Genomic DNA, 26,057 nt, shown 5'->3' on the forward strand with positions numbered 1-26,057 from the left:
GGGTTTCCCTCTTCCGGGTCACCACCCGACGGGCGTCGGCGGGTGGCCGAAGGCACACCGCGCGGCTCCCGTCGACGGGGTGACCACCCAGGTCGATCCGGTTAGGCTGACCCCACGAACACCAGCGCCGATGCGCTCCTGCACGGCCCGACGACGGAGGTTGCACCATGGCGGTAACAAGCGAAGCCACGACAGTCTGGAACGGCACGCTCTTCGAGGGATCCGGGCACACGAGCCTCGACACCTCCGAGGCGGCCGAGTTCGCCGTCGACTGGAAGGCACGCTCCGAGGGCTCCAACACGACGACGACCCCGGAGGAACTGCTCGGGGCTGCGCACGCCTCCTGCTACTCGATGGCGTTCGCCAACGAACTCACCAGCGCCGGCTTCCCGCCGGAGCGCATCCAGGCGACCGCAGCGGTCTCCTTCACCCCCGGCACCGGCATCACCGGCAGCCACCTGCTCGTCAGCGCGGTCGTGCCCGGCATCTCCGAGGCCGACTTCGAGCGCATCGCCACGGCGGCGAAGGACGGCTGCCCGGTCTCGCAGGCGCTCGCCGGCATCCCGATCACCCTCGAGGCCAGCCTCGCGTAACCACCACCGTCCAGCAGCACGACCAGGAAGGCGACGCGCATGCGCATCGTGATCGGCGGAGCCTCCGGGCTCATCGGAACGGCGCTCGGGCGCTCCCTCGAGACCGACGGCCATGAGGTCGTCCGGCTCGTTCGTCGTCCGGCGCGCGGTGCCGGAGAAGCGGAGTGGGATCCGCTCGCAGGCGTGCTGGATCCGACGGTCGTGAGCGGTGCCGACGCGGTCGTCAACCTCTCCGGCGCCTCCCTCGGCAAGCTGCCGTGGACGGCGGCCTACCGCTCCACGATCCTCTGGTCACGACTCAGCGCGACCCGCACCCTCGTCGACGCCATGAACCGGGCCGAGCAGCCACCGGCCGCCTTCCTCAGCGGGTCGGCGGTCGGGTACTACGGCGACCGTCCGGGAGAGACCCTCACGGAGGACTCCTCCAGAGGGGCCGGATTCCTCGCCGACGTCGTCGTCGCCTGGGAGGACTCGGCGCTCGCGGCGCCCGACGCCGTCCGCACCGTGCTGCTCCGCAACGGCATCGTCGTCGACCTGGCCGGCGTGCTCAAGCCGCTGGCACCGCTCACCCGGTTCGGTGTCGCCGGTCCGCTCGGTTCGGGCCGCCAGTTCTGGCCGTGGATCGGGCTGCAGGACGAGGTCCGGGCGATCACCCACCTCCTGACCTCGACGCTCTCCGGACCGGTGAACCTGTGCGGTCCGCAGGCCGCCCGTGCCGACGACCTCATGTTCGAGCTCGCCAGACGGATGAACCGGCCCTATCTGCTCCGCGTCCCGACGTTCGCCCTCAAGGCGCTCCTCGGCGACGCCGCCGACGGACTGCTGCTGAGCGATCAGCGCGTCGAACCTCGTCGACTCCTGGACGACGGCTTCACGTTCAGCACGCCGACCGTCGAGCAGGCGTTGGCCGAAGCACTCGCCCGCGACTGAACGACGGGACGCCGCCGCTCCGGTCAGCTCCGCGAGAGCCGGATCGCCTGTCGGATGGCCTGCCGCGCGCGGCGACGGTCTCCGGCTCCGTCGTAGACGAGTCCGAGGCGGTACCAGGATCGCCAGTCCTCGGGAGCGGCCTCTGCCGCGTCACGGTATTTCGGGAACAGCTCGTCTGCGGCATCACGCATCGGCCGGCCGCTCTCGCGGGTCTCGACCTGCTCGGGCGGAAGGCCGCCCTCGGCCTCGAGGCGGACGCCGAGTCGCTCGGCGCCCACCCCGAAGACGATCTCGCGCCAGAGCGCCCAGACGCCGAGGATCGGTAGGACGATGAGCGCGGCACCCATGGCGATGCCGACAGGCTCACCGGTGCTGAGGAGGACGACGGCACGGTACCCGACGAGGACGATGTAGAGGACGAGCAGGGCCGCGATGATCGCGACCATGATGCGGGTCTTCACAGGGCGCTGGCCGCCGCGGCTTGACCGGAGACGTGCTCGGGCGCGCCCTGGGCGGGCCGCCGACCCGCCGGCCCTGGGCGATCGAGTCCGAGGTCGAGCAGACTGTCGAGACCGACGGTGACCCCCCGGGCGTCGCGGGCGGCCACGAGGGCGAGCCGGATGCCCCGCTCGTAGGACGCGGGCGAGATCGTGTCGTGCGTGATCGTGACGAGTTCGTCGACGCCTCCGAACACGACCTCCTGGCGGGCGACGACGCCCTGGAGCCGCAGGCTGTGGATCGGGATGCTCGAGACCTGCTGTCCCCTCGCCCGCTGGTCGGTGTGTGGGGCGGCGACCGGCCCCCGGTCGCCACGCGCGGCCATCATCAGCTCGGCGGTGCGCACGGCGGTCCCGGAGGGCGAGTCCACCTTCGTGTCGCGGTGGGACTCGATGATCTCGATCGAGTCGAAGAAGCGGGCCGCGACGGTCGCCAGACTCGTCGACAACACCGATCCCAGCGAGAAGTTCGGGATGATGACGACGCCCTGTTCCGGCAGCTCGGTGAGCCGTCGGTCGAGTCGCTGGATCCGCTCGGCCGACCAACCGCTCGTCCCGACGAGCACGTTGATCCCCTGAGCGACGGCGTGGTCGACGATCCGCTGGCTGACACCCGGGACCGTGACGTCGACGACCAGGTCCGCCGCGTCCATCTCGCTCAGCTCGCTCAAGGAACCGAGCGACGCGACCAGCTCGAAGTCGTCGAGCGAACCGATGATGCTGGTGAACAGTCGGCCCATCTTGCCGCTCGCGCCGGCCAGCGCCACTCGTGTCGTCATGTCCTCAGCTTACGTGCTGCCCGTGCGCGCCGTCCTCGGGCGGAGGCCTGCCGACCTGCTCCCCCGCCGCCGACTAGACGATGTGCGGCTCGGGAAGACCCGTGCGGAGTTCCATGGGGAGGTGCGCGAGGTCGTTGTGGGTGATGAGGCTCCACGGACGCCCGGCGCGCTGGTGCAGCACCGTCAGTCCGCCGTTGGCCTGGTTGATGCTCACCCAGCGCCATGCAGGCGACTGGAGCGCCTCGCGGACGAGCCACCCGATGACGAAGTTGTGCGTGATGAGCAGTTCGTGATGGTCACCGCGCTTCGGCGAGAGGAACTCGGCGGCGGCGTCGGCCATCTGCGCTTCGCCCGCCTCGATCTCCGCCTCGGTGATCGAGCCGAAGAAGGGGTCGAACGCCGACGGCGTCTCCGGTGTGCGACCGCTCGGGACGCAGTCGAAGAGCAGTGACGACGGTTCCGGTGTGACGGCCGGCATCCGCTCGGCGATGATCTGGGCGGTCTCCGCGGCACGCTGCAACGGCGAGTGCCACGCCGCGGTCATCGGGACACCACCGAGGCGCTCCGCGAGCAACTGTGCCTGACGCCGACCGCGTGCCGACAGTGGTCCGTCGGGTAAGCCGTGCTCGGCGTGCTGCTGCTCGCCGTGTCTGACGAGATATAGGTAATGGGACATTCAACGCACCCCCGCGATGATCGGAGCGAAGGTGTCCTCGTCGACGGCTCCGACCGCCGACACCGTGATGGGCTGCGCGGCGAGATGCTGCGCGAGCTGCTGGACGTCGTCGTGACCGACGGACTGCAGGCGACGGATGCTCTCGTCGAGGTCGATGAACTCGCCGAGGGTCAGCTCCGCCCGACCGAGGCGGCTCATGCGCGAGTCCGAATCCTCCAGGGCCAGCGCCGAGGCGCCGCTCAGCTGCCCGAGCGCGCGCGACAACTCCTCGTCCGTCACGCCGTGCTCGGCGAGCCGGTGGAGTTCGGCGAGCATGAGTTCGGCGACGGTCGCCGCCTTCGCCGTGGAGCAGGCGGCAGCGAGGCCGAAGACGCCGGCATCCGAGTAGCTGCCGGCGAACGAGTACACCGAGTAGGCGAGCCCGCGCCGTTCCCGGATCTCTTGGAACAGGCGGCTGGACATGCCGCCGCCGAGGATGGAGTTGAGCATGCTCATGGCGAATCGACGCTCATCGCCCGCGATGAGGCCCGCTCCGCCGATCTGCAGGTGGACCTGCTCGGTGGGCCGGTGCACGACCGAGAGCGGCGAGCCGCCGACGATGGCAGCAGGCGCGAGTGTCCGACGCGCGACCGGTGCGGCGACCGCGTCCGCCGGCCAGCCCGCATGCACGAGCGCCTCGGACACCTGTGCGACGAGCGCGTCGTGGTCGACGGCGCCGGCCGCCGTCACGATGACGTCGTTCGCGCGGTAGTTGGCCCGATAGTGTGCTACGACGGCGTCCCGGCCCACTTCGATGATCGACTGCGGGTGACCGCCGATGGGACGCCCGAGCGGGTGCTCCCCCAACACGCGCTCGAAGAACCGTTCGTTGGCGACGTCTCCCGGATCGTCGTCCATCATCGCGAGCTCCTCGAGGATGACGCCGCGTTCGTTCTCGAACTCCTCCGGGTCGAGCAGCGAGGAGGTAAGCATGTCGGTGATGACGTCCACAGCCATCGGCAGGTCGCGATCGCGCACCTTGGCGTAGTAGCAGGTGTGCTCCTTGGCCGTGAGCGCGTTGTGCTCGCCGCCGACCGCATCGAAGGCGACCGCGATGTCGAGGGCGGAACGCGACGGCGTGCCCTTGAACAGGAGGTGCTCCAAGAAGTGCGTCGAGCCGAAGGTCGCCGGTCGATCGGCAGTCGCCGGTTGTTCGTCGCGGGAGCCGACGGCCACCCAGTAGCCGATCGTGGCGCTGCGGCTGCCCGGCATGTGTTCGCTCAGGATGCGCAGCCCGTTGGGCAGGACCGTCCGTCGGACGAGCGCGTCCCCGGATGCGGTGAACGCGAGCTCGGGACGAGTGAGCGGAAAGTCGACGGCGGCGTTCATCACCCCAACCATACGTCAGGTTCTCGGGCGTCGCGCGCGAGCGTCGGTGCGCAGGCGCACGCCGGTCGACTCAGCGCAAGCGACCGGAGACGCGGTCGAGCTCGAGGATCTGCCCGCGGCTCAGCCGCACGTCGGCCGCCGCGATGAGCGAGTCGACGTGAGCCGGCTGGGACGCGCTCGCGATCGGCGCGACGACGCCGGGACGGGACATGGCCCAGGCGAGCGCGGCCGAGGCCACCGTGCAGCGGTTCTCCTCCGCGATCTCGTCGAGGACGTGCAGGACCCGCAGCCCACGGCGGTGCAGGTGGGTCGCGGCGCGACTGCCGCGGGTGCTCGGGTCGAGGTCGGAGCGGGTGCGGTAGCGGCCGGTCAGGAACCCGTTCGCGAGGGCGAAGTAGGGCAGGACGCCGAGGTGCTGGGCCGTCGCGACGAGCGCGAGGGTGCTCTCGTAGGGCTCCCGGTGCATGAGGCTGTAGTGCGTCTCGAGCGCGACGAACTGGGTGAAGCCGCTCGCCGAGAGGATCCGTGCCTCCATGAGCCGTTCGGGGGTCGTGTTCGAGGTGCCGAGGTAGCGGACCTTGCCGGTCTCGATCAACCAGTCGACCGTCCCGAGGCTGTCGGCCAACGGGATGCTCGGGTCGTCGTCGTGGAAGGACAGCAGGTCGATGTGGTCGGTCTGCAACCGTTCGAGCGCCGCCTCGACCGCACGGATGATGCTCACCGAGCCGAGACCCGGGTAGTCGGGGTGCCGGCCGATCTTCGTCGCGACGACCATGTCGTCCCGGTTGCGGCGCTTCCGCATCCAATTGCCGATGAGGATCTCGCTGCGTCCGCCCGCGTAGCTGTCGGCGGTGTCCACCATGTTGCCGCCGGAGTCGTGGAACCGGTCGAGGATGTCCGACGTCGTGTCGGGGTCGACGGTCCACCCGAACACGCTGCCACCGAGCACGACCGGGAAGACCGACAACTCCGAGTCGCCGATCGTGCGCCTCGGCGCCTCGGAGGGCTCGGGGTCCTGGACAGGCGTCGGGAAGGACGGGTGCGGGACGAGCTGCTCGGGACGACGACTCGCGTCGTCGTCGACGCCGTCCGCTGCTCCGCCGACCAGAGAACTGCCACGGGTGCTCGACGAGCGCCAGAGGTGTGGCATCCCCTGCCCCTCTCTCGGTCCGCCGACCGGTGACGCGCTGCACCGTCGGGATCCGTGCGTGGAGCGACGGGCCGGTGCTTGCTCACCAGGCTAGAGGAGACCGGCGACTTCGGCTGGACGACATCGCGACCGGGCGGCAACTGATTCGTAACGATTGCTGGAGTCGGCCGATCACCTCGGATCGACGGACCCCCCGGCACGGGCGAGCACGAGTCGCGCGTGTCGCAGGAGCGGCTCGTCGACCATACGCCCCTCGTGCCGGAACACCCCGGAGGCACCCGCTGCGGCGTCGAGCAGCTCCCGCGCCGCGACCACCGATCGGGGATCCGGGCGGTAGGCGGCGCGAACGGTCGGGACCTGTCCCGGGTGGATGCACGCGGAGGCGATGCAGCCGACGGCGGCCGCGTCCGCCGCCTCGTCCGCGAGCCCGGCGAGATCGTCGATGTCGAGATGGACCGCGTCGATCGCGGCCACCCCTGCGGCTCCCGCGGCGAGCAGCACCGAGGAGCGCGCCTGTCGGACGACGTCCCGGTATCGCCCGTCGGCCCCTCGGCTGCTCATGCCGCCCAGGGAGGCGATGAGGTCTTCAGAGCCCCACATGAGCGCGATGACCGCAGGATGGGCGGCCAACGCGGGTGCCTGCACGACACCGGCAGCGGTCTCGCACAGCGCGATGATCCGGGCGTCCGGGATCGCGTCCACGAGCCGGTCGAGCGCCGCGGTCGTCTCCGTCTTCGCCAGCATCACCGTGCGATAGGCGGTGTCCGCGAGCGCCGCGACATCGTCGTCGAAGTCGACGGTCCCAGCCGGGTCGACCCGGACGACCGTGCGCGAGGGATCGAGCGGATGGTCGACGATCGCCCGGCGGGCGGCCGGTTTGTCGGCCGGGGCCACGGCGTCCTCGAGATCGAGGATGACGGCATCCGCGCGCTCGGCCGCTTTCGCGAAGCGGTCCGGACGGTCCGCCGGGACGAAGAGGATCGCCGGCCCCAGGTCGAACGCCGCGGCGCCGGTCACGATGCACCCGAGCACTGGACGAGCGTGCTCCTGGTCGCGGTCGCGACGACGACGCCGTCCTGGTTCCGGCCCGTGTGGAGCAGGGTGACGACACCCTCGCCCGGCCTCGACGACGACAACCGTTTGGCCGTCACGAGCGTCTCGGCGTACAGCGTGTCGCCGTGGTGCATCGGGTTCGGGAAGGCGATGTCGGTGAAGCCCAGGTTCGCGACGATCGTCTGCTCGGTGAGCTGCGCGACCGACAGCCCCACGAGGGTCGAGAGGGTCAGCATCGAGTTCACGAGCCGTTCGCCGAAGGGCCCGGTCGCGGACCACGCGGCATCCACGTGCAGCGACTGCCCGTTCATCGTGAGGGTCGAGAACAGGACGTTGTCGGCTTCCGTGAGGGTGCGCCCGGGGCGATGGCGGTACGTCGCACCCACCACGAACTCCTCGAAGTACAGGCCTCGCTGCTCGATCACGGGGCCGGACGACGTCTGGGACGAGTCGGTCATCATGACCTCACGACGCGAAGCCGAGTTCGCGGGCGATGATCATGAGCTGCACCTCGGTGGTGCCCTCACCGATCTCGAGGATCTTCGAGTCCCGGTAGTGCCGCGCCACCGGGTTCTCGTTGAGGAACCCGTAGCCGCCGAAGATCTGGGTCGCGTCACGGGCGTTGTCCATCGCAGCCTCCCCGGCGACCATCTTCGCGATGGAGGCCTCCATCTTGTAGGGCGCTCCCCGGAGCATGCGCGACGCGGCGTCGTAGTAGGCCTGCCTTGCGGTGTGGACCCGCGCCTGCATCTTCGCGATCCGGAAGGCGATCCACTGGTTGTCACCGATCGCCCGACCGAACACGACCCGCTCCTTGGCGTAGCGGATCGCCTCCTCGAGGCAGCCCTGGGCAGCTCCGACGGCGAGCGCGGCCACGGCGATCCGTCCCCCGTCGAGCGCCGTGAGGAAGTTGGCGTACCCGCGCCCGCGTTCGCCGAGCAGGTTGCCCTCCGGTACGCGGACGTCCTCGAACCGCAGCGGGTGGGTGTCGGAGGTGTGCCACCCGACCTTGTCGTACGGTGGCAGCGCGGTGAAGCCCGGCGTCGGGACCGGTACGAGGATCGACGACAGCTCCTTCGTCACCCGCCCGTCGGATCGGACCCGTTCCCCCGTGACCGCCGTCACCGTCACGAGCCGGGTGATCTCGCTCCCGGAGTTGGTGATGAACTGCTTCGTGCCGTTGATCACCCACTCGCCGTCGACGAGCTCGGCGGTGGTCTCCGTCGCGCCCGCGTCGCTGCCGGCTCGCGCCTCGGTGAGGCCGAACGCGGCGAGCGCCTGCCCGCTCGCGAGCTGCGGGATCCATTCCTCGCGCTGGGCGTCGGTGCCGTACAGGTAGATCGGCATGGCTCCGAGGCCGACGCCGGCCTCGAGGGTGACGCCGATGCTCTGGTCGACGCGTCCGAGCTGCTCGACGGCGAGGCAGAGCGCGAAGTAGTCCATCCCCCCACCGCCGAGTTCCTTCGGGAACGGCAGCCCGAAGAGTCCGAGCTCCCCCATCTGCGCGATGATGTCGTACGGCAGGCGGCGTTCGGTGTCGTACTGATAGGCGGCGGGCGCGACGACCTCGTCGGCGAACGCCTTGACCGTGTCGACGATCCGCTGGTGCTCGGGGCTGAGCTCGGTGTTCATGCTGATGCTCCGTTCGTGGGTGCTGCATCGGTTGGGGCTGCGTTCAGGTGGGCTGCGACGGGGTCTGCGGCGATCGTCGCGACCGACTGACGGGTGGCGACCGTGCCACCCGTGGCGACGTGGAGGGTGACCGTGCCGTCGGTCGTGGCGGTGAGGAGGTGCTCCATCTTCATCGCTTCGACGGTGACCAGCGGCTGACCGGCCGTGACGCTGTCGCCGCTCGTGACGTGCACGGCGGTGACGGTGCCGGGCATCGGCGTCCGCACCTCCGGATCGACCGCCCCGGCCGCGGTCGGATCCCCGCCGGCCGGGAGCGCCTCACGCGGGACCACCTCGACCACACTGATGGCACCGTCGAGCGCGATCCATCGCTCGTCCCCCACGCGGACGGTCTCCAACGGGGTGCTGACACCGTCGTGCTCGAACCGCAGGGTGCCGTCCGACCGGCTGAGGACCGCGGCCCGGGCCGGTGCCGCGTCATCGACGGAAACGCTCGCGTCGTCGATCGACCCACGCACCTCGATGCGCACGATGCGTCCGTCCTCCAGACGCAGATGCTGTCGCGTCGGTGCTGCCGCGCCGAGGCGCCACCCACCCGGATCCGACCACGGCGTCCCGAGTCCGGCGGTCCGCGCTGCGGCCTCGGATCGCCGGTCGTCCATTTCGGCGAGCGCCGCGGCGGTCAGGACGCGCTCGGACGTCGTGGCGGGCGGGCTGTCGTCGAGCAGGTCGGCGATGAGACCCGTATGGAGTCGTCCCGCGAGGACGTCCTCGTCGGAAAGGAGCCGTCGGAGGAAGCCGAGGTTCGTGCGGACGCCGAAGACCACCGTCGCCGCGAGCGCCGCGTCGAGTCGCCGGAGCGCGGTCTCGCGATCCTCGGCCCAGCACACGATCTTCGCGAGCATGGGGTCGTACCAGGGGCCGACGAACTGCCCGGCGACGATGCCGCCGTCGACACGGACCCCCGTGCCCTCCGGCAGTCGCACCCGCTCGAGCACCCCGGTCTGGGGCAGGAAGCCGCTCGACGGGTCCTCCGCGTACAGCCGTGCTTCCACCGCGTGACCACGCAGGACGACGTCGTCCTGCGTCATCGTCAGCGGTTCACCGGCGGCGACGCGCACCTGCCACTCCACGAAGTCGAGCCCCGTGACGAGCTCGGTGACCGGATGCTCCACCTGCAGCCGCGTGTTCATCTCGAGGAAGGCGAACTCGTCCGGTCGGTCGTCGGCGACGAGGAACTCGACGGTCCCCACACCCCGGTAGCCGACGCTCCGGGCGACCGTGCAGGCCGCCTCGCCGAGTCGGGCCCGCTGCCGGTCGTCGATGAGTGGCGACGGGGACTCCTCCATCACCTTCTGGTGCCGACGCTGGAGCGAGCATTCGCGCTCCCCCAGGTGCACGACTGCACCGTGGGCGTCCGCGAGCACCTGCACCTCGATGTGCCGGGGCCTCACGACGAACCGCTCGAGGAGGAGGGTGGCGTCGCCGAAGGCCGCCTCGGCCACCCGATGCGCGGAGGCGATGGCCGATGGGAGCTCCTCGGCGCGCTCCACCACCTGCATCCCCTTGCCGCCGCCACCGCCCGCCGGTTTGACGATGAGCGGGAAGCCGATGGCGACGCCCGCGCTGACGAGCGCTTCGTCGTCGAGCGAGGCGTCGGCGACACCCTCGATGATCGGGACACCTCGTGCCGCGACGTGGTCCTTCGCCCGGATCTTGTCGCCCATGAGGACCAGGGCGCGCTCGTCCGGGCCGATGAAGACGATCCCGGCAGCGGCGAGCGCCCTCGCGAGCGCGGGCTGTTCGGACAGGAAGCCGTACCCCGGGTGCACCGCCTCGGCCCCGGTCGAGACGGCGGCACGGACGACGGCGTCGACGTCGAGATAACTGTCCGAGGCCGGCGCGGGTCCGAGTCGGACGGCGCGGTCCGCGAGCCGGACGTGCGGGGCGTCGCGGTCAGCGTCACTGAAGACCGCGATGCTCTCGATGCTCATCGCCTTGAGCGTACGGATCACGCGACAGGCGATCTCGCCGCGGTTCGCGACGAGGACGGAGCGGAAGGGACGGGCGCATGTCTGGCCCGGCCGGTTCGGTGTCTGGGTCGTCATGCCGTCACATCCTGAACAGGCCGAAGCCGGGTTCTGGCAGGGGCGCGCGGGAGCACACCTCGAGCGCGAGTCCGAGGACCGTGCGGGTCCGGGCGGGGTCGATGATGCCGTCGTCCCAGAGTCGTGCGGTCGAGTAGTACGGGTTGCCCTGCTCCTCGAAGTCGGCGAGGATCGGCGCCCGGAAGTCCTCCTCCGCCTGGGCGGTCCACGTCTCGCCGCGTGCCTCGAGCTGGTCGCGCTTGACGGTCGCGAGGACGCTCGCCGCCTGCTGTCCGCCCATCACGGAGATGCGCGCGCCCGGCCACATCCAGAGGAAGCGTGGGTCGTAGGCCCGGCCGCACATGGAGTAGTTGCCGGCGCCGAACGAACCGCCGATCACGACCGTCAGCTTCGGCACCCGGGTGGTCGCGACCGCGGTGACCATCTTCGCGCCGTGTTTGGCGATGCCTCCGGCCTCGGCGTCACTGCCGACCATGAAGCCCGAGATGTTCTGGAGGAACAGCAACGGGATGCCGCGCTGGTCGGCGAGCTCGATGAAGTGGGCGCCCTTCAGGGCCGACTCGCTGAAGAGGACGCCGTTGTTCGCGATGATGCCGACGGGGTGCCCGTGCAACCTGGCGAACCCGGTCACGAGGGTCTCGCCGTACTCGCGCTTGAACTCCGAGAAGTCGCTGCCGTCCACGAGCCGCGCGATCACCTCGCGGACGTCGTAGGCCGTCTGCAATTCCGCCGGGACGACGCCGTACAGCTCCGCCTCCGGGACGACCGGTGGCACGCTCGGACGCACCTCCCACGCGCGCGCGTGGGGCGCCGGCAGCGTCGCGACGGCGTCCCGGAGGATGTCGAGCGCGTGCGCGTCGTCGTCCGCGAGGTGGTCGGTGACGCCCGACACCCGGGCGTGGAGGTCACCGCCGCCGAGCTGCTCCGGGGTCACGACCTCGCCGATCGCGGCCTTCACGAGGGGTGGACCGCCGAGGAAGATCGTGCCCTGGCCGCGCACGATCACGTTCTCGTCGCTCATCGCGGGGACGTACGCGCCTCCGGCGGTGCAGGAGCCGAGCACGGCGGCGAGTTGCGGGATGCCGGCCGCCGACATCCTGGCCTGGTTGAAGAAGATCCGGCCGAAGTGGTCCCGATCGGGGAAGACCTCGTCCTGCGTCGGGAGGTTCGCTCCCCCGGAGTCGACGAGGTACAGGCAGGGCAATCGGTTCGCAGCCGCGATCTCCTGGGCCCGGAGGTGCTTCTTCACCGTCATCGGGAAGTACGAGCCACCCTTCGCGGTCGCATCGTTCGACACGACGAGCACGTGTCGTCCGTGGACGAGGCCGATCCCGGCGATGACCCCGGCGCCGGGAGTCGCGTCGTCGTACATGCCGTGGGCGGCCAAGGGCGCGATCTCCAGGAATGGGCTCCCCTCGTCGAGCAGGCGGTCGACCCGATCCCGCGGCAGCAGCTTCCCCCGGGCGACATGCCGGGCCCGCGACGCCTCCGGTCCGCCCAGGGCCGCGGTCGCCATCGTCTGTTCGAGCTCCGTCACGAGCTCCCGCTGCGCCGCCTCCTGCTCGCGGAATCGGGCTGAGGTGGGATCGGCACCGCTCATGAGGGTGGGCACTCGGGCTCCTGTCGTCGTCGACCGTGAGTGCGTTCAGTTACTCATCACTCACTGAAAGAGAGGTTACAGTTCATTAACTGAAAAAGTCCACCCCGAGGAGATCCGATGACCGGTCGTGACACACCGTCCCCGAACCCGCCGCACCTCGGACGCTCGGAGGCGAAAGCGGCCCGCCGTTCGGCCCTCCTGCGGTCGGCGGCCGGACTGTTCGCCGAGCGCGGCTTCGCCGGGGTGTCGATGGAGGACCTCGGAACGGCCGTCGGCATGAGCGGACCCGCCGTCTACCGCCACTTCCCGAGCAAGCAGGCCGTCCTCGCAGCACTCCTCGTCGGCGTCAGTCAGGACCTGCTCGAGGGCGGGACCCGCGAGGTCGAGCAGGCTCCGGACGGCGATCGGGCGCTGCGTTCGTTGGTCGCCTTCCACGTGGCCTTCGCCCTCGACGACCCCGACGTGATCCGTATCCAGGACCACGACCTCGACAGCCTGGCACCGGACGACCGTCGCACGGTCCGCACCCTCCAGCGGCGGTACGTCGAGCGGTGGGTGGACGTCCTCACGACGCTGCATCCCACGATCCCCGCGACGGAACTGCGGGTCCGCGCGCTGGCGGGCTTCGGACTGATCAACTCCACGTCCCACAGCACCTCCCTCGGCAGGAACGAGGCCGGGCCACCCGACCGCGAGGCCGTGCGCTCGACGCTCGAGCGGATGGCGCTGGCCGCCCTGCTCGCCGCGTGAGGAAGCGGGCCAGGGTCAGTCGACGAGCACGGACAGGACGTTCCCCGCTGGATCGGTGAACCAGGCGATGTCCGGGCCGTTCCCGCGCATGATCCCCTTCGCGTCCGTCGGCAGGACGTCGTCCGGGTAGAGCTTCGTCACCACACCGCGCGCCTGCAGCTCGTCGACCGCCGTGTCGATGTCGTCGACCACGAGGTTCAGCACGGTGAACGAGGCCGGCGCGTGGTCCGGCTTGTCGTAGACGAGCACCGACCCACCGGCGGGGAGCGAGAGGTCCAGGAACCCCATGGCGTTGTCCGTGACGGTGAGCCCGAGGACGTCCCGGTAGAACGTCCTCGCCGCGTCGATGTCGTCGACCGAGAAACCGCTGAAGACATCCCTGTACGTGACCATGAGCCGCTCCTTCGCTGATTCCCGATGCGTACACGATGCACGATGCCACGTCGTGGTCGTCGCGTCCAGGCCCGAACGGCCACCCGGGCGGGCGGGCGAGCGCGCGGGCCTGGTCACAACGCTCACACCATCGTCAGGACCATCGCCGGATCGGACAGCATCGTCCCGAGGTCGACGAGGAACCGGGACCCCTGCTCCCCGTCGATGAGTCGATGGTCGAACGACAGCGACAGCGTCACGACGTGTCGCAGCGCGACCTGCCCCTCGAACTCCCACGGCCGGCGACGGACGGCACCGAGCGCGATGATCGCCGCCTCACCGGGGTTGAGGATGGGCGTCCCCGCATCGACGCCGAAGACGCCGACGTTGGAGATCGTGATCGTCCCCCCTCGCAGTTCCGCCGGAGCGGTGCGTCCCTCGCGGGCCGTGCGCACGAGGTCCGCCACGGCGTCCGCGAGTTCGAACAGGCTGAGCTCCTCCGCCCGTGCGATGTTCGGGACGAGCAGACCCCGCGGCGTCGCTGCGGCGATCCCGAGTCCGACGTGCCCGTACTCGACGATCTCACCGGCCGCCTCGTCCCAGCTCGCGTTGACCGCGGGGGTGCGTCTCACGGCGATGCAGACCGCCTTGGCGAGGACGGTCAGGATGTTGACCCGGTGGTCGCCGGTCCGAGGCGAGCGGGCGAGCGCGTCCAGCAGGGACATCGTCGGTGTCACGTCGACCGTCAGGAACTCCGTCACGTGGGGAGCCGTGAACGCGCTGCTCACCATCGCCTCGGCGGTGCGGCGTCTGACCCCCGTGATCGGTCGACGAACCGACCCGTCGGCCGCCGTGGCCGGCGCTTCCGGGGTCCCGGCCGGTGTTCCTCCCGCTCCGCGAGCACGCTCCGGCAGCTGCCCACTCAGGCTGGTCGCAGCGCGCTCGACCTCCTCACGCGCGATCCGACCACCGACGCCGGTGCCGACGAGCGTTCCGAGGTCGACGCCCAGATCGCGCGCGAGTCGTCGGACCGGTGGCGTCGCGCGGGGCCGGGCACGCTCCGGCATCGGAGCGGTGTGCGCCCGGGCGGGTGCGTCATCGCCCACGGACCGGGCACGACGCCGTGGCCGTTCACCGCTCGCCGTGCGAGGGCCGTAGCCGACGAGGACCGGCTCGCGGTCCGCCGCCCCACTCGGGCTGTCGGCCTCCGCCCTGCCGGCCCCGAGGACCGACGGGGACGGAGCGGTCTCACCATCGGGCGCGAAGTCGACGAGCGCCTCGCCGACGAGGACCGTCGTCCCCGGTTCGACGTGGAGCCTCGTGACCACGCCGGCGGTCGGCGCGGGCAGTTCGACGAGCGCCTTCGCGGTCTCGACTTCGGCGATCACCTGGTTGAGCTCGACGTGGTCGCCGACGGCGACGCGCCAGGACACGAGTTCGCTCTCGGTCAGACCTTCACCGAGGTCGGGCAGGGAGAAGCGCTTCATCGCCGTCCCTCCCCACCGGTCACGGGCCGGGCATCGGCCCTGCCGACGTCCGAGGTGGAGGACCGACGTCCCAGTGCGCGATCCACCCCGTCCAGGATCCGGTCGAGATCCGGGAGGAAGTGGTCCTCGAGCGCCGACGCGGGATAGGGCGTGTCGAACCCCGTCACCCGCACCGGGGCCTCCTCGAGGAGGTCGAAGCAGCGTTCGGTGATCGAGGCCGCCAGCTCGGCTCCGACGCCGCCGGAGCGTTGCGCCTCGTGCGTGATGACGAGTCGCCCGGTCTTCTCGACCGAGACCGCGACGGCGTCGACGTCGAGGGGCGCGAGGGATCGGAGGTCGATCACCTCCAGGTCGACGCCCTCGTCGGCCGCGGCCTCCGCAGCTTCGAGCGCCGTCTGGACGAGCGGTCCGTAGGCGACCAACGTCGCGTCCGTGCCGGCGCGAACCGTCCGCGCACGGGTGAACGCGAGCGGATCGGCGGGAAGGTCGTCGAGCACCTCGCCCTTCGTCCAGTACCGCCGCTTCGGCTCGAAGAACAGCACCGGGTCGTCGCACGCGATCGCCTGACGGATCATGGTGTGCGCGTCCTGGGGATCCGAACACGTCACCACGCGCAGTCCCGCCGTGTGCGCGAAATACGCCTCCGGGGACTCGGAATGGTGCTCGACGGCGCCGATGCCTCCGCCGTACGGCACCCGGATGGTGACCGGCATCCGAACGGCCCCCTTCGTCCGGTAGTGCAGCTTCGCCAACTGCGCGACGATCTGGTCGAACCCCGGATAGATGAACCCGTCGAACTGGATCTCACACACCGGGCGGAAGCCCCGGAACGCCAGACCGATCGCCGCTCCGACGATCGCGGACTCCGCCAGCGGCATGTCGACGACGCGATCGGCACCGAACTCCGCCTGGAGGCCGTCGGTCACCCGGAACACCCCACCGAGTCGGCCGATGTCCTCGCCGAGCAACAGGACCCGGTCGTCATCGGCGAGGGCGTGGTGCAGTCCGGTGTTGATCGCCTTGCTGAGGGTGAGCGTGGTCATCGGGCACCACCGTCGAACATCGCGAGGTACGAGCGGTACTCCTCGCGTTGCCGTTCGAGCCCGGGGTGGGCGGTGGCGTAGACCTCGTCGAAGAGCGAGAGCGGGTCAGGAGCAGGCAGCGCGAGGCACCCCGCACGGACCCGGGCGGCCGCCGTGTCGGCGACGGACGCGACGTGGGCTCGGGCCGTCTCGTCGAGGACCCCCTCGGACTCCAGCAGACGCTCGAGACGGGTGATCGGATCCTTCGCACGCCACGACGCGACCTCGCTCTCGTCCCGGTACCGCGTCGGATCATCCGAGGTGGTGTGCGGTCCCATACGGTAAGTGACGGCCTCGATGAAGGTCGGCCCACCACCGGACCGTGCGCGGTCGACGGCGATCCGCATCGCCGCCGTCACGGCGAGCACGTCGTTGCCGTCGACCCGCATGCTCGGCACCCCGAAGCCCGGTGCCCGGTCCGCGATGGGGCGCTGGGCCTGCAGCCCGACGGGCTCGGAGATCGCGTACTGGTTGTTCTGGCAGAAGAAGACCACGGGTGCCTGGAAGCTCGCGGCCAGCACCAGCGCCTCGTTCACGTCGCCCTGACTCGTCGCCCCGTCGCCGAAGTAGGCCACGGCCACCGCGTCGGACCCGTCGCGCTGACAGCCCATCGCGTAGCCCGTCGCATGGAGCGTCTGGGCCCCGATGATGACCGCCGGCGTCGCCATGCCGACCGCGAACGGGTCCCAGCCCGACAGCGCGGTCCCCCGCCACATCGCCATCAGTTGGTCGAGTTCGACGCCACGGCAATAGGCGACGGCCTGTTCGCGGTAGCTCGTGAAGACGAAGTCCCCGCGCCGCAGGACCCGCGCCGACCCCACCTGGGCGGCCTCCTGCCCGAGCGACGGTGGCCATAGACCGATCTCGCCCTGCCGTTGCAGAGCCGTCGCCTCCGTGTCGATGCGACGTGTGACGACCATGTCCTCATAGAGCGCAAGGAGCTCGGTGTGACCGAGGTCGGCGACGAAGAGGTCATAGAGGGCGTCCTCCTGACGGACGCCCTCCGGATCGAGGAGCTGAACGCACCCGTGGTCGACCGGGACCGGTTCGCGTGCATCACCGCCCCGCTCGTCGGAATCCTGCGGGAATTGGGTGTGAGTCTCCATCGACACGATGCACGCCGCCTTGAGTTCGGTGACCTCACGGCGGTGCCTCGTGAGCGATGCCGTGCCCTCGCGTCATCGCGAGGTGGTCCGAGGCTACGCCGGATCGCCCTGGCGCTCAACCGTCGACACTCCGCGCAACGGCGAACGCCCGCCCCGCGGAAGCGGGACGGGCGTTCGGGTGCAGCTGGTGAGACTTAGCCCTCGGCCGGAGCTTCGGGGCCCTCGCTGGCAGCGTCGCTGCCGTGCGTGTCGGCCTCATCGGCGACGACCGGAGCGAGCGAGAGCTTGCCGCGGTCGTCGATCTTCGTGATCTCGACGAGGATCTTCTGGCCGACGCCGAGCACGTCTTCGACGTTCTCCACGCGCTTGCCACCGGCGAGCTTGCGGACCTCGGAGATGTGCAGCAGGCCGTCCTTCCCCGGGAGCAGCGAGACGAACGCGCCGAACGCGGCGATCTTGACGACGGTTCCGAGGAACTGCTCGCCGACCTCCGGGTTGGTGGGATTCGCGATCGCGTTGACCTGGGCACGGGCGGCCTCGGCCGACGGACCGTCGACGGCGCCGATGTAGACGGTGCCGTCCTCCTCGATGGAGATGTCGGCGCCGGTCTCGTCCTGGATCGAGTTGATCGTCTTGCCCTTCGGGCCGATCAGCTCACCGATCTTGTCGACGGGGATCTGGACGCTGATGACGCGAGGCGCGGTCGGCGCCATCTCGTCGGGGGCGTCGATCGCCGCGTTCAGCACGGAGAGGATCGTCGTGCGGGCGTCCTTGGCCTGCTGGAGCGCACCGGTCAGGACCGAGGTCGGGATGCCGTCGAGCTTCGTGTCGAGCTGGATGGCCGTGACGAACTCGGAGGTACCGGCGACCTTGAAGTCCATGTCGCCCAGGGCGTCTTCGGCGCCGAGGATGTCGGTGAGGGCCGCGTAGCGGGTCTCGCCGTCGACGACATCGGAGATGAGGCCCATGGCGATACCGGCGACGGGTGCGCGGAGCGGCACACCGGCGTTCAGCAGCGACAGGGTCGAGGCGCAGACGGAACCCATCGAGGTCGAACCGTTGGACCCGAGGGCCTCGGAGACCTGACGGATCGCGTAGGGGAACTCCTCGCGGCTCGGCAGCACCGGCACGAGGGCGCGCTCGGCGAGGAAGCCGTGCCCGATCTCGCGACGCTTCGGCGAACCGACCCGGCCGGTCTCACCGGTCGAGTAGGGCGGGAAGTTGTAGTGGTGCAGGTAGCGCTTCTTCGTGACCGGCGACAGCGAGTCGATCTGCTGCTCCATCTTGAGCATGTTCAGCGTGGTGACACCCAGGATCTGGGTCTCGCCGCGCTGGAAGATCGCGGAACCGTGGACGCGCGGGATGACCTGCACCTCGGCGTCGAGCGGACGGATGTCGGTCAGGCCACGACCGTCGATGCGGATGCCCTCGCGGAGGACACGGCCGCGCATGACGACCTTCGAGACGGACTTGTACGCCGCCGAGAACTGCGTGAGCACCTCGGCGTCGAGCGAACCGGCCTCGACGCGCTCGGTGATCTCCGCCTTGACGCGGTCCTTGAGGGCGTCGTCGGCGTTCTGGCGCTCGATCTTGTCGGCGATCTGGTAGACGTTCACCAGTTCGTCGTGTGCGAGACCGGCGACGGTGTCGTAGCTCTCCTGCGTGTACGGGAGGAACACGGGGTAGGCCGCGATCTCCTTGGCCGCCTGAGCGGCGAGTTCGCTCTGCGCCTTGACGAGCTGCTTGAGGAACGGCTTGGAGGCCTCGAGGCCGGCCGCGACGACCGCCTCGTCGGGCTTCGTGGCGCCGCCCTTGATGAGGTTCCAGCTGTTCTCGGTGGCTTCCGCCTCGACCATCATGATCGCGACGTCTTCGTTGCCGTTGGCGTCGGTCACGATGCGACCGGCGACGACGATGTCGAAGACGGCCTCCTCGAGCTGGTCGACCTTCGGGAAGGCGACCCACTGGTCGGCCTCGCCGGCCTGGCCGGGGATCAGCGCGAGACGGACGGCGCCGATCGGACCGGAGAACGGCAGACCCGAGATCTGGGTGGACATCGACGCCGCGTTGATCGCGAGGGCGTCGTAGAACTCACCCGGAGCGATCGAGAGGACGGTGATGACGATCTGGACCTCGTTGCGGAGGCCGGTGACGAACGACGGGCGCAGCGGCCGGTCGATGAGGCGGCAGACGAGGATCGCCTCGGTCGAGGGGCGGCCCTCACGACGGAAGAACGAACCGGGGATCTTGCCGGCGGCGTAGGAGCGCTCCTCGACGTCCACCGTGAGGGGGAAGAAGTCGAAGTTGTCCTTGGGGTGCTTTCCGGCCGAGGTGGCCGAGAGGAGCATGGTCTCTTCGTCGAGGTACGCGGCGATCGCGCCCTGTGCCTGCTGCGCGAGGCGGCCGGCTTCGAACCGGACCGTGCGCTTGCCGAACTTGCCGTTGTCGAGAACGGCCTCGGCGAACTTGATTTCTGGACCTTCCACAGGTCTCTCCTTCGTACGTGTGCGCTCCCGTCGAGTGACGGGCCGCGCGTCCCGAATGGACGCGCCGTCGAGCGCGGTCGTGCATGATGCAGCGCGCAACACAGCCGCAGTACTTGCTCAAGCCGCCCGGTCTTCCGGGACTTGGCTGGCCACCAGTAGAACACCACCCGCGGATCGCGAGGGATACACCACCGAGGACCAGCTTCCTGTCGGCTGGCTGTGCGCGGAGCGGACCATCACGGTCCGCCGTCGGCCAGCCTAGCAGAGGGGGGTCCGGCGATCCCCGGAACGACACGGATCCTCAGGTGATGGGCGGGCTGCCAGGGGTGTCCGGAGACGCCGCGCGCCGGCGGTCGCGTCCCCAGGACACGACCAGGAGGAGCATCGCGACGGCCGCTCCGAGGAGGGTGTCGAGCACGCGCTCCCCCACGATCGCGAGCACCGGCTGTGTCGACGAGGACGTGCTGATGATGAGCACGAGCGGCGTGATGAAGACGAGCGCCAACGCGTAGTGCCGGATGACGACGAGCTCGATCGTGAACTGCAGGGCGGCCAGCACGAGTGCGAGGACGTAGCCGTGCGGCTGGAGCGAGGCCACGGCGAGGAAGATCCCGGCGCCGACGACCGTCCCGAGCACGCGGTGCACGCCGCGGGTCGCGCTCAGGGTGCGCGAGTGCCCGACGCTGAGGATCGCGACGGCGGACCCCGCGATCCAGTACCCGTGACCGAGGCCGAGGACCGCTCCGAGGACCGCACTGATCGCCAGCGCGACCGTCAGGCGCGTCGCGATCCGGCGGTCGGTCGCGCTCAGCCGGTACTCCGGGAACAGCACGCGCATCGGCGTCGGCCTCCCCGCGCCGCGGCGGACGGCCGGCACGAGCAACGGCACGACGACCACCAGGAAGGCGAAGGCGGAACCGGCCGCCACGAGCAGGATCACCAGTCCGCCGTCGAGACCAGCGCCGCCGATCGGGACGGGCGCGGTCAGGTGGCCGGCGATGCCGAACACGAGGATGAAGAACAGCGCGCCCGGCGGGCCGAGGACGATGCCCTGCACCAGCCAGATCACCACCGTCCCGACGACGATGAGACCGATCGCGGTCAGCGGCCGCGAACCCGACATCGCGACGCCCAGCGCCGCGGCCGTGACGAGTCCGGCTCCGATGAGCGGCAGCACCCGCAGACGGTCCCGACGGCTGAGCGGCGCGCAGTAGAGCGCGGTGAACGCCCCGAGGCCGGTGAGCAGGCCGAGCGGCGTGAGTCCGAAGAACGTCGCGACCGCGACCGGCACGGCCATCGCTATCGCGGCTGTGAGGGCGGCCGGCCAGCGCTTGGGCGACGGCGCGAAGCTGATCAGCGAGGTCTTCAGACCGCGTTCAGCCATCCGGTCCTCCGCTCTCATGCAACCATCCAACGCTACGCCATCCTGAGCCCGGCGCCCGGGCCCCGTCGTCGCACGGGCCGCCCCGGGCTACGCTGGTGCGGACCCCAGGAGGTGACGTTGACGCATCCCGCGCCGGCAGCCGCTCGCCCGAAGCAGCGCGTCCCGTTCTGGGACAACGCCCGTTTCGCGTGCATCACGCTCGTGGTCATGGGCCACGCGATCCAGCGCCTGACCTCCGAGTCCGACCCCGCGCTCGTCGTGTACCTGTTCCTCTACGCCTTCCACATGCCGGCGTTCGCGATCATCAGCGGGTACTTCTCGAAGTCGGCCCCTCCCGGACGTCGACAGATGCGTCGGGTGATCACGGACATCCTCCTGCCCTACCTGATCATGGAGGGGATCTGGTCCCTCGTGCAGTTCCTCGTCGAGGGCAAACGCGCGTTCAACCCGACCCAACCGTCGTGGACCCTCTGGTTCCTCCTCGCGCTCGGCATCTTCCGCCTCGTCCTGCCCTATCTCGCACTCCTGCGCTGGCCACTGCTCTGGAGCGTGGTGATCTCGATCGGCGTCGGCTACCTCGACAACGTCGACAGCACGTTCTCGCTCTCACGCGCGCTCGGGATCCTGCCGTTCTTCGTGCTCGGGTGGCAGATCAACCGGTGGCGGCTCGTCGACCGCTGGCGTCTCGTCCGAACGAGGGCCTGGTGGATCCGGATCGCTGCCGCCGCCGTCCTCATCGTGTGGGCGGTCGTCCTCGTCGTCGGGATCGACCTGTGGCGGCGCATCGACCTGCGCTACTGGTTCTTCTACGACCGGGGGTACACCGCGCTCGGCAACGAGGACGGGACGGGCGGCCTGGTGCGACTCGCGGCGATCCTGCTGGCCGTCGTCCTCACCGCGGCGTTCTTCGCGCTCGTCCCCCGCGGCCAGTCGTGGATCACCCGGTACGGACAGTCGACGATGTACGTCTACCTGCTGCACTCCTTCGTGCTCTACCCCCTGCGTGAGTCGGGCGTCCTCACCGACACGGGCAGCCCCGAGCTCGTCCTCGTCGGCCTCCTGGTGCTGTCGGTCCTGATCGTCGTCGTACTCTCCAGCGGACCCGTGCGCCGCATCACGAGACCGCTCATCGAACCCCGCGCGGCGTTCATCTTCAGTCGCAAGCGGGCCTTCGACCCGGAGCCCCCTCGGAGCGACCCGACCGGGTCGCGCCGCGACGTCACGAGGTGACGAGGACGACCTTCCCGCGGACGTGACCGTCGATGAGGTGGCGGTAGGCGTCGACGACCCGCTCGATGGGCCACACGCTGTCGATGGGGAGGACGATCTCACCCCGCGCGATCGACTCGCCGAGCGCTGCCAGCTCGTCGAGCGTCGCGTCCTGTCCGCCGACGCCGCGGAACCCGTGCTCGGCTGCAAACGGACGGTCCGCGATCGTGTTGACCCGCTCCGGCGCGACGCCGAGGTCGCGCGCCAGCTCGAGGGTGGGCCGGCCGTGGGTGTCGATGACGGCGGTGATCCCGCCAGGGGCCGCCTCGAGGACACGCTCGCGCAGCCCGTCGCCGTACTGGACGGGGATGATGCCGAGACCGCGGAGGAACTCCTGATTGGCCTCGCCGGCGGTGCCGAGCACGACCGCGCCCGTCCGCCTGGCGAGCTGCGCCGCGAGCACGCCGACCCCGCCGGCCGCAGCACTCACGAGCACCGTGTCCGGCTGCTGGACGCCGACGGCGGCGACCGATGCGATCGCCGCGCGTCCCGCGATGTCGAGGGCGCCGGCCTGCTCGATGGTGAGCCCGTCCGGCACGTGATGGAGGATGCCGGCCGGAGCGATGAGGAAGTCCGCCTGCGCGTGGAACCGGTGTCCGCCGTACACGTGGTCGCCCGTCGCGAATCCCTGGACACCGCTCCCCACGCCGTCCACCACCCCGGCGAAGTCGTTGCCGTTCCCGCTCGGGACGTCTCGGCCGAAGGAGGCGAGCGCTTCGGGTGATGCCGCGAGCTTGTGGTCGACGGGGTTGAGGCCTGCGACCAGGACACGGACGCGGACCTCGTCGTGGCCGGGCACCGGGATGTCACCCTCCACGAGGTGGAACACCTCAGGACCGCCGAACCGATCGAACCGCACGAACCTCGCCATGATGCCTCCTCCGCCGGCTTCCGCCGACCTCCATGCTCACACGCTTCCCGGGCGAGGACCACCCTGGCCCCAGGGGACGTCACGCGCCGTTCACCCGGTCGAGCGAGAATCGCGGCATGGCATGGGTCGATGAGCTGCAGACGGCGATCACGGCGTGGTTGCTCGAGATCGCCGCGTCGGGCTGGGTGTTCCCGGCGCTGTACCTGCTGACGGTCGCCGACGCCTTCCTGGTCGTCCTGCCGAGCGAGACCGCGGTGACGGCGCTCGGAGCGATCTCGGCGTCGAGCGGCTCGCCGGACCTCGCCCTCCTCATCGGCGTGGCCTGGGCGGGCGCCGTGACCGGCGACGTGTCCTGCTACCTCCTCGGAAGACGGATCGGGACCACACGGTTCGCCTGGATGCGGCGCCCGCGGATCGCGGGCGCGATCGGACGTGCGGGCGTCGCGCTCGAGCGCCGCGCCGCTGCAGCCATCCTCACCGCGCGCTACATCCCGTTCGCGCGCATCGCGGTCAACCTCGTCGCCGGGGCGAGTGGCCTCCGCCCCCGTCGGTACCTGCCGATCACCGTCCTCGCAGGGCTCGCCTGGGCACTGTGGAACGTGGGCGTCGGAGCCGTCGTCGGCCGGTTCCTCCCGGATCAGCCGGTACTCGCGACCGCCGTCTCGATCGTCATCGCCGTCGGCCTGGGCGTGACCGTCGACCGGCTCAGCGCAGCCCTGACCGCACGACGGCGACGGCGACGGACACAGACACGGGCGTCACTCGACGAGCTCGCCCCGCGCCTTCTTGCCGACGATGGAGTGCCGGCGGCTGTAGGCGAAGTAGATGATGAAGCCGAGCGCCAGCCAGACGAGGAACCGCACCCAGGTGAGCGTCGTCAGGTTGAGCATGAGCCAGACGCAGAGCACCGCTGAGAGGATCGGGAGGAACGGCGACCACGGGACGCGGAACGCCCGCGGCAGCTTCGGGTACTTCTTCCGCAGCACGATCACCGCGATGCTGACGAGCACGAACGCGGAGAGCGTCCCGATGTTGATCATCTCCTCGAGGATGCCCACGTCGGTCAGGCCGGCGATCAGCGCGACGAGCGCGCCGACGATGAGCTGCACCCGCACGGGTGTCTTGCGCTTCTCGGAGGTGACGCTGAGCGAGCGCGGGAGCAGGCCGTCGCGGCTCATGGCGAAGACCACACGGGCGAGGCCGAGCAGGAGCACCATGATGACGGTCGTCAGGCCGGCGAGGATGCCGATCGAGATCACCTGCGCCGCCCAGTCCGCGCCCACCGCGATGAACGCCGTCGCGAGCGAGGGGTCCTCAGCCTCGGCGAGCGTCGTGTACGGCACCATGCCGGTGAGGACGAGGCTCACGCCGACGTAGAGGACGGTCACGATGGCGAGGCCGCCGAAGATGCCGCGTGGCAGGTTGCGCTGCGGGTTCTTGACCTCTTCCGCGCTCGTGGCGACGACGTCGAACCCGATGAAGGCGAAGAAGACGAGTGAGGCACCGGCGAGCAGACCGAAGACGCCGTACTGCGCGGGCGCGGCCCCCGTCATGAAGGAGAACAGCGACTGCGACCAGGCGTCGGACGCCCCGCCCTTGGTCGGGACCTCGTCGGGGATGAACGGCGTGTAGTTCGCCGCCTTGACGAAGAAGGCACCGACGACGACGACGAAGATGACGATCGCGACCTTGATGATCGTGAAGACACTGGCGACACGCGAGGACAGCTTCGTCCCGAGGACGAGCAGCGTGGTGAAGATCGCGACGATGACGAACGCACCCCAGCTGACCTTGAGCCCGAAGACGTCGAGCTCGCTCGGCACGTCCCAGCCCCAGAGCATGAAGACGTTGCTGAGGTAGATGCCCCAGTACTTGGCGATGACGGCGGCCGCCGTGAGCATCTCCAGGATGAGGTCCCACCCGATGATCCACGCGAGGAGCTCACCGAGGGTGGCGTAGGTGAAGGTGTAGGCGGAGCCGGCGACGGGCACCGTGGAGGCGAACTCCGCGTAGCACATGATGGCGAGGGCACAGGTGACGGCCGCGAGGATGAACGCGAGCGACACGGACGGGCCCGCGTAGTTGCCCGCGGCCTTGGCTCCGACGGAGAAGATGCCGGCGCCGACCGCGACCGCGACACCCATGATCATGAGGTCCCAGGTGCCGAGGGTCCGCTTCAGACTGCGCCCCTCGATGCCGGAATCCGCGAGAGAGTCCTCGATGCTCTTCGTCCGCCAGATGCTCATGGTGCTCCTTGCCGTGGTGCGGTCCTTCGTGGCCTCGCGCGAAGCCGACTCTCGACCTTGCCAGATACGTGGGCCCTGGTCGAGTCGTCGACAGGATTTCCTCCAGCTGTCCGGTTCCTGGCGCAACACGAACGGGCCGCCATCCCGGAGGATGACGGCCCGTCACGAAGAAGCTCGCGGTGTCAGCGCCCTTCGACAGGCTCAGGGACCGTGGGTCTCGTGGGCTGGCGGAGGGTTCAGAGTGCTGCCTAGCGGCGGAGTCCGAGGCGCTCGATCAGCGAGCGGTAACGCTCGATGTCGACGGCCTGGAGGTAGCCGAGGAGGCGGCGACGCTGTCCGACCAGGAGCAGCAGGCCACGACGCGAGTGGTGGTCGTGCTTGTGCTCCTTGAGGTGCTCGGTGAGGTCCTTGATGCGGCGGGTCATGACCGCCACCTGGACCTCGGGGGATCCGGTGTCACCTGGGTGGGTTGCGTACTCTTCGATGATCGCCTTCTTACGGTCTCCTTCAAGCGCCATAGTGGTGATCCCCTCTCTGTTCGTTGCGCGGTGCCCGTCGCCTGATGCGTGGGCTCTCTTGATCCGCGGCCGTTCGACGGCAACCTTGTGATTCTAGCAG

General features: G+C 70.1%; 23 protein-coding genes and 1 pseudogene. 5 read left to right on the forward strand and 19 right to left on the reverse strand.

Annotation, left to right across the window (positions count from 1 at the left end; all coding sequences use genetic code 11):
* The first annotated feature begins 167 nt into the window (after positions 1 to 167).
* Both QRN19_RS05080 and QRN19_RS05085 read left to right on the forward strand, forming a co-directional pair.
* Complete coding sequence (locus QRN19_RS05080) at positions 168 to 593, forward strand: OsmC family peroxiredoxin (protein WP_064294452.1); 426 nt, start codon at positions 168 to 170, stop codon at positions 591 to 593.
* Positions 594 to 632: 39 nt separating this feature from the next.
* Entirely contained in the window at positions 633 to 1,523 is an 891-nt protein-coding gene (locus QRN19_RS05085) for a TIGR01777 family oxidoreductase (protein WP_285025680.1), read from the forward strand.
* A 23-nt stretch (positions 1,524 to 1,546) separates the two neighbouring features.
* Here QRN19_RS05085 and QRN19_RS05090 read toward each other — a convergent pair whose 3' ends face one another.
* From QRN19_RS05090 to QRN19_RS05135, 10 genes are all read right to left on the reverse strand, one after another.
* Positions 1,547 to 1,984: a hypothetical protein gene (locus QRN19_RS05090; protein WP_285025682.1), complete on the reverse strand. Its 438-nt coding sequence runs from the start codon at positions 1,982 to 1,984 to the stop codon at positions 1,547 to 1,549.
* Positions 1,981 to 2,799 (reverse strand): 4-hydroxy-tetrahydrodipicolinate reductase, encoded by an 819-nt coding sequence (gene dapB, locus QRN19_RS05095; RefSeq protein ID WP_285025684.1) that lies wholly within the window; start codon positions 2,797 to 2,799, stop codon positions 1,981 to 1,983. Before dapB ends, QRN19_RS05090 begins: the two co-directional genes overlap by 4 nt.
* Positions 2,800 to 2,872: 73 nt before the next feature.
* Positions 2,873 to 3,475, reverse strand: a complete 603-nt coding sequence (locus tag QRN19_RS05100; protein ID WP_285025686.1) for a histidine phosphatase family protein — start codon at positions 3,473 to 3,475, stop codon at positions 2,873 to 2,875.
* Complete coding sequence (locus QRN19_RS05105) at positions 3,476 to 4,843, reverse strand: M16 family metallopeptidase (protein WP_285025688.1); 1,368 nt, start codon at positions 4,841 to 4,843, stop codon at positions 3,476 to 3,478.
* Between the two features lie 70 nt (positions 4,844 to 4,913).
* Positions 4,914 to 5,993: an aldo/keto reductase gene (locus QRN19_RS05110; RefSeq protein WP_079002693.1), complete on the reverse strand. Its 1,080-nt coding sequence runs from the start codon at positions 5,991 to 5,993 to the stop codon at positions 4,914 to 4,916.
* A gap of 171 nt (positions 5,994 to 6,164) precedes the next feature.
* A complete protein-coding gene (locus tag QRN19_RS05115) occupies positions 6,165 to 7,010 on the reverse strand; it encodes an HpcH/HpaI aldolase/citrate lyase family protein (RefSeq protein WP_285025692.1) in 846 nt (281 codons plus the stop codon).
* Positions 7,007 to 7,504 (reverse strand): MaoC family dehydratase, encoded by a 498-nt coding sequence (locus QRN19_RS05120; RefSeq protein ID WP_285025694.1) that lies wholly within the window; start codon positions 7,502 to 7,504, stop codon positions 7,007 to 7,009. The genes QRN19_RS05115 and QRN19_RS05120 overlap by 4 nt, the downstream gene beginning before the upstream one ends.
* A gap of 7 nt (positions 7,505 to 7,511) precedes the next feature.
* On the reverse strand, positions 7,512 to 8,678 hold the full coding sequence (locus QRN19_RS05125; protein ID WP_064294458.1) for an acyl-CoA dehydrogenase family protein: 1,167 nt from the start codon (positions 8,676 to 8,678) through the stop codon (positions 7,512 to 7,514).
* Positions 8,675 to 10,786, reverse strand: a complete 2,112-nt coding sequence (locus QRN19_RS05130) for an ATP-binding protein (RefSeq protein ID WP_285025697.1) — start codon at positions 10,784 to 10,786, stop codon at positions 8,675 to 8,677. The genes QRN19_RS05125 and QRN19_RS05130 overlap by 4 nt, the downstream gene beginning before the upstream one ends.
* A 4-nt stretch (positions 10,787 to 10,790) precedes the next feature.
* Complete coding sequence (locus tag QRN19_RS05135) at positions 10,791 to 12,386, reverse strand: carboxyl transferase domain-containing protein (protein WP_502928131.1); 1,596 nt, start codon at positions 12,384 to 12,386, stop codon at positions 10,791 to 10,793.
* Positions 12,387 to 12,503: 117 nt separating this feature from the next.
* Here QRN19_RS05135 and QRN19_RS05140 point away from each other — a divergent pair, with 117 nt between their 5' ends.
* Complete coding sequence (locus QRN19_RS05140) at positions 12,504 to 13,136, forward strand: TetR/AcrR family transcriptional regulator (RefSeq protein ID WP_285025701.1); 633 nt, start codon at positions 12,504 to 12,506, stop codon at positions 13,134 to 13,136.
* A 15-nt stretch (positions 13,137 to 13,151) separates the two neighbouring features.
* Here the strand turns inward: QRN19_RS05140 and QRN19_RS05145 are convergent, their stop codons facing one another.
* From QRN19_RS05145 to QRN19_RS05170, 6 genes are all read right to left on the reverse strand, one after another.
* The gene (locus tag QRN19_RS05145) at positions 13,152 to 13,529 is read right to left on the reverse strand and encodes a VOC family protein (protein ID WP_285025703.1); all 378 of its coding nucleotides are present in this window, start codon (positions 13,527 to 13,529) and stop codon (positions 13,152 to 13,154) included.
* Between the two features lie 122 nt (positions 13,530 to 13,651).
* Positions 13,652 to 14,995, reverse strand: coding sequence for a dihydrolipoamide acetyltransferase family protein (locus QRN19_RS05150; RefSeq protein WP_285025705.1), 1,344 nt, complete (start codon positions 14,993 to 14,995; stop codon positions 13,652 to 13,654).
* Positions 14,992 to 16,038, reverse strand: a complete 1,047-nt coding sequence (locus QRN19_RS05155) for an alpha-ketoacid dehydrogenase subunit beta (RefSeq protein WP_285025707.1) — start codon at positions 16,036 to 16,038, stop codon at positions 14,992 to 14,994. The genes QRN19_RS05150 and QRN19_RS05155 overlap by 4 nt, the downstream gene beginning before the upstream one ends.
* Positions 16,035 to 17,183 carry a pyruvate dehydrogenase (acetyl-transferring) E1 component subunit alpha gene (pdhA, locus tag QRN19_RS05160; protein WP_285025709.1) on the reverse strand — a complete coding sequence of 383 codons (1,149 nt, stop codon included), beginning with the start codon at positions 17,181 to 17,183 and terminating at the stop codon, positions 16,035 to 16,037. Before pdhA ends, QRN19_RS05155 begins: the two co-directional genes overlap by 4 nt.
* A gap of 194 nt (positions 17,184 to 17,377) precedes the next feature.
* The gene (locus tag QRN19_RS05165; RefSeq protein WP_285025710.1) at positions 17,378 to 19,669 is read right to left on the reverse strand and encodes a polyribonucleotide nucleotidyltransferase; all 2,292 of its coding nucleotides are present in this window, start codon (positions 19,667 to 19,669) and stop codon (positions 17,378 to 17,380) included.
* Between the two features lie 301 nt (positions 19,670 to 19,970).
* A complete protein-coding gene (locus QRN19_RS05170) occupies positions 19,971 to 21,053 on the reverse strand; it encodes an FUSC family protein (RefSeq protein WP_285025711.1) in 1,083 nt (360 codons plus the stop codon).
* 117 nt (positions 21,054 to 21,170) lie between these two features.
* On the opposite strand from QRN19_RS05170, the gene QRN19_RS05175 reads away from it, so the two are divergent.
* A complete protein-coding gene (locus tag QRN19_RS05175; protein WP_285025712.1) occupies positions 21,171 to 22,283 on the forward strand; it encodes an acyltransferase family protein in 1,113 nt (370 codons plus the stop codon).
* Here QRN19_RS05175 and QRN19_RS05180 read toward each other — a convergent pair.
* Positions 22,273 to 23,193, reverse strand: a complete 921-nt coding sequence (locus tag QRN19_RS05180; protein ID WP_159879101.1) for an NADP-dependent oxidoreductase — start codon at positions 23,191 to 23,193, stop codon at positions 22,273 to 22,275. The genes QRN19_RS05175 and QRN19_RS05180 overlap by 11 nt on opposite strands.
* 116 nt (positions 23,194 to 23,309) lie before the next feature.
* Here QRN19_RS05180 and QRN19_RS05185 point away from each other — a divergent pair.
* A pseudogene (locus QRN19_RS05185) lies at positions 23,310 to 23,795 on the forward strand (DedA family protein); the annotation flags it as partial.
* A 156-nt stretch (positions 23,796 to 23,951) separates the two neighbouring features.
* On the opposite strand, the gene QRN19_RS05190 reads toward QRN19_RS05185, so the two are convergent.
* Together QRN19_RS05190 and rpsO are read right to left on the reverse strand one after the other, a co-directional pair.
* The gene (locus QRN19_RS05190; RefSeq protein WP_285025713.1) at positions 23,952 to 25,439 is read right to left on the reverse strand and encodes an amino acid permease; all 1,488 of its coding nucleotides are present in this window, start codon (positions 25,437 to 25,439) and stop codon (positions 23,952 to 23,954) included.
* A 248-nt stretch (positions 25,440 to 25,687) separates the two neighbouring features.
* On the reverse strand, positions 25,688 to 25,957 hold the full coding sequence (gene rpsO, locus QRN19_RS05195) for a 30S ribosomal protein S15 (protein WP_056012204.1): 270 nt from the start codon (positions 25,955 to 25,957) through the stop codon (positions 25,688 to 25,690).
* Positions 25,958 to 26,057: the final 100 nt, after the last annotated feature.

This window comes from Plantibacter sp. ME-Dv--P-122b, from assembly GCF_030209375.1.
Lineage (GTDB): Bacteria > Actinomycetota > Actinomycetes > Actinomycetales > Microbacteriaceae > Plantibacter.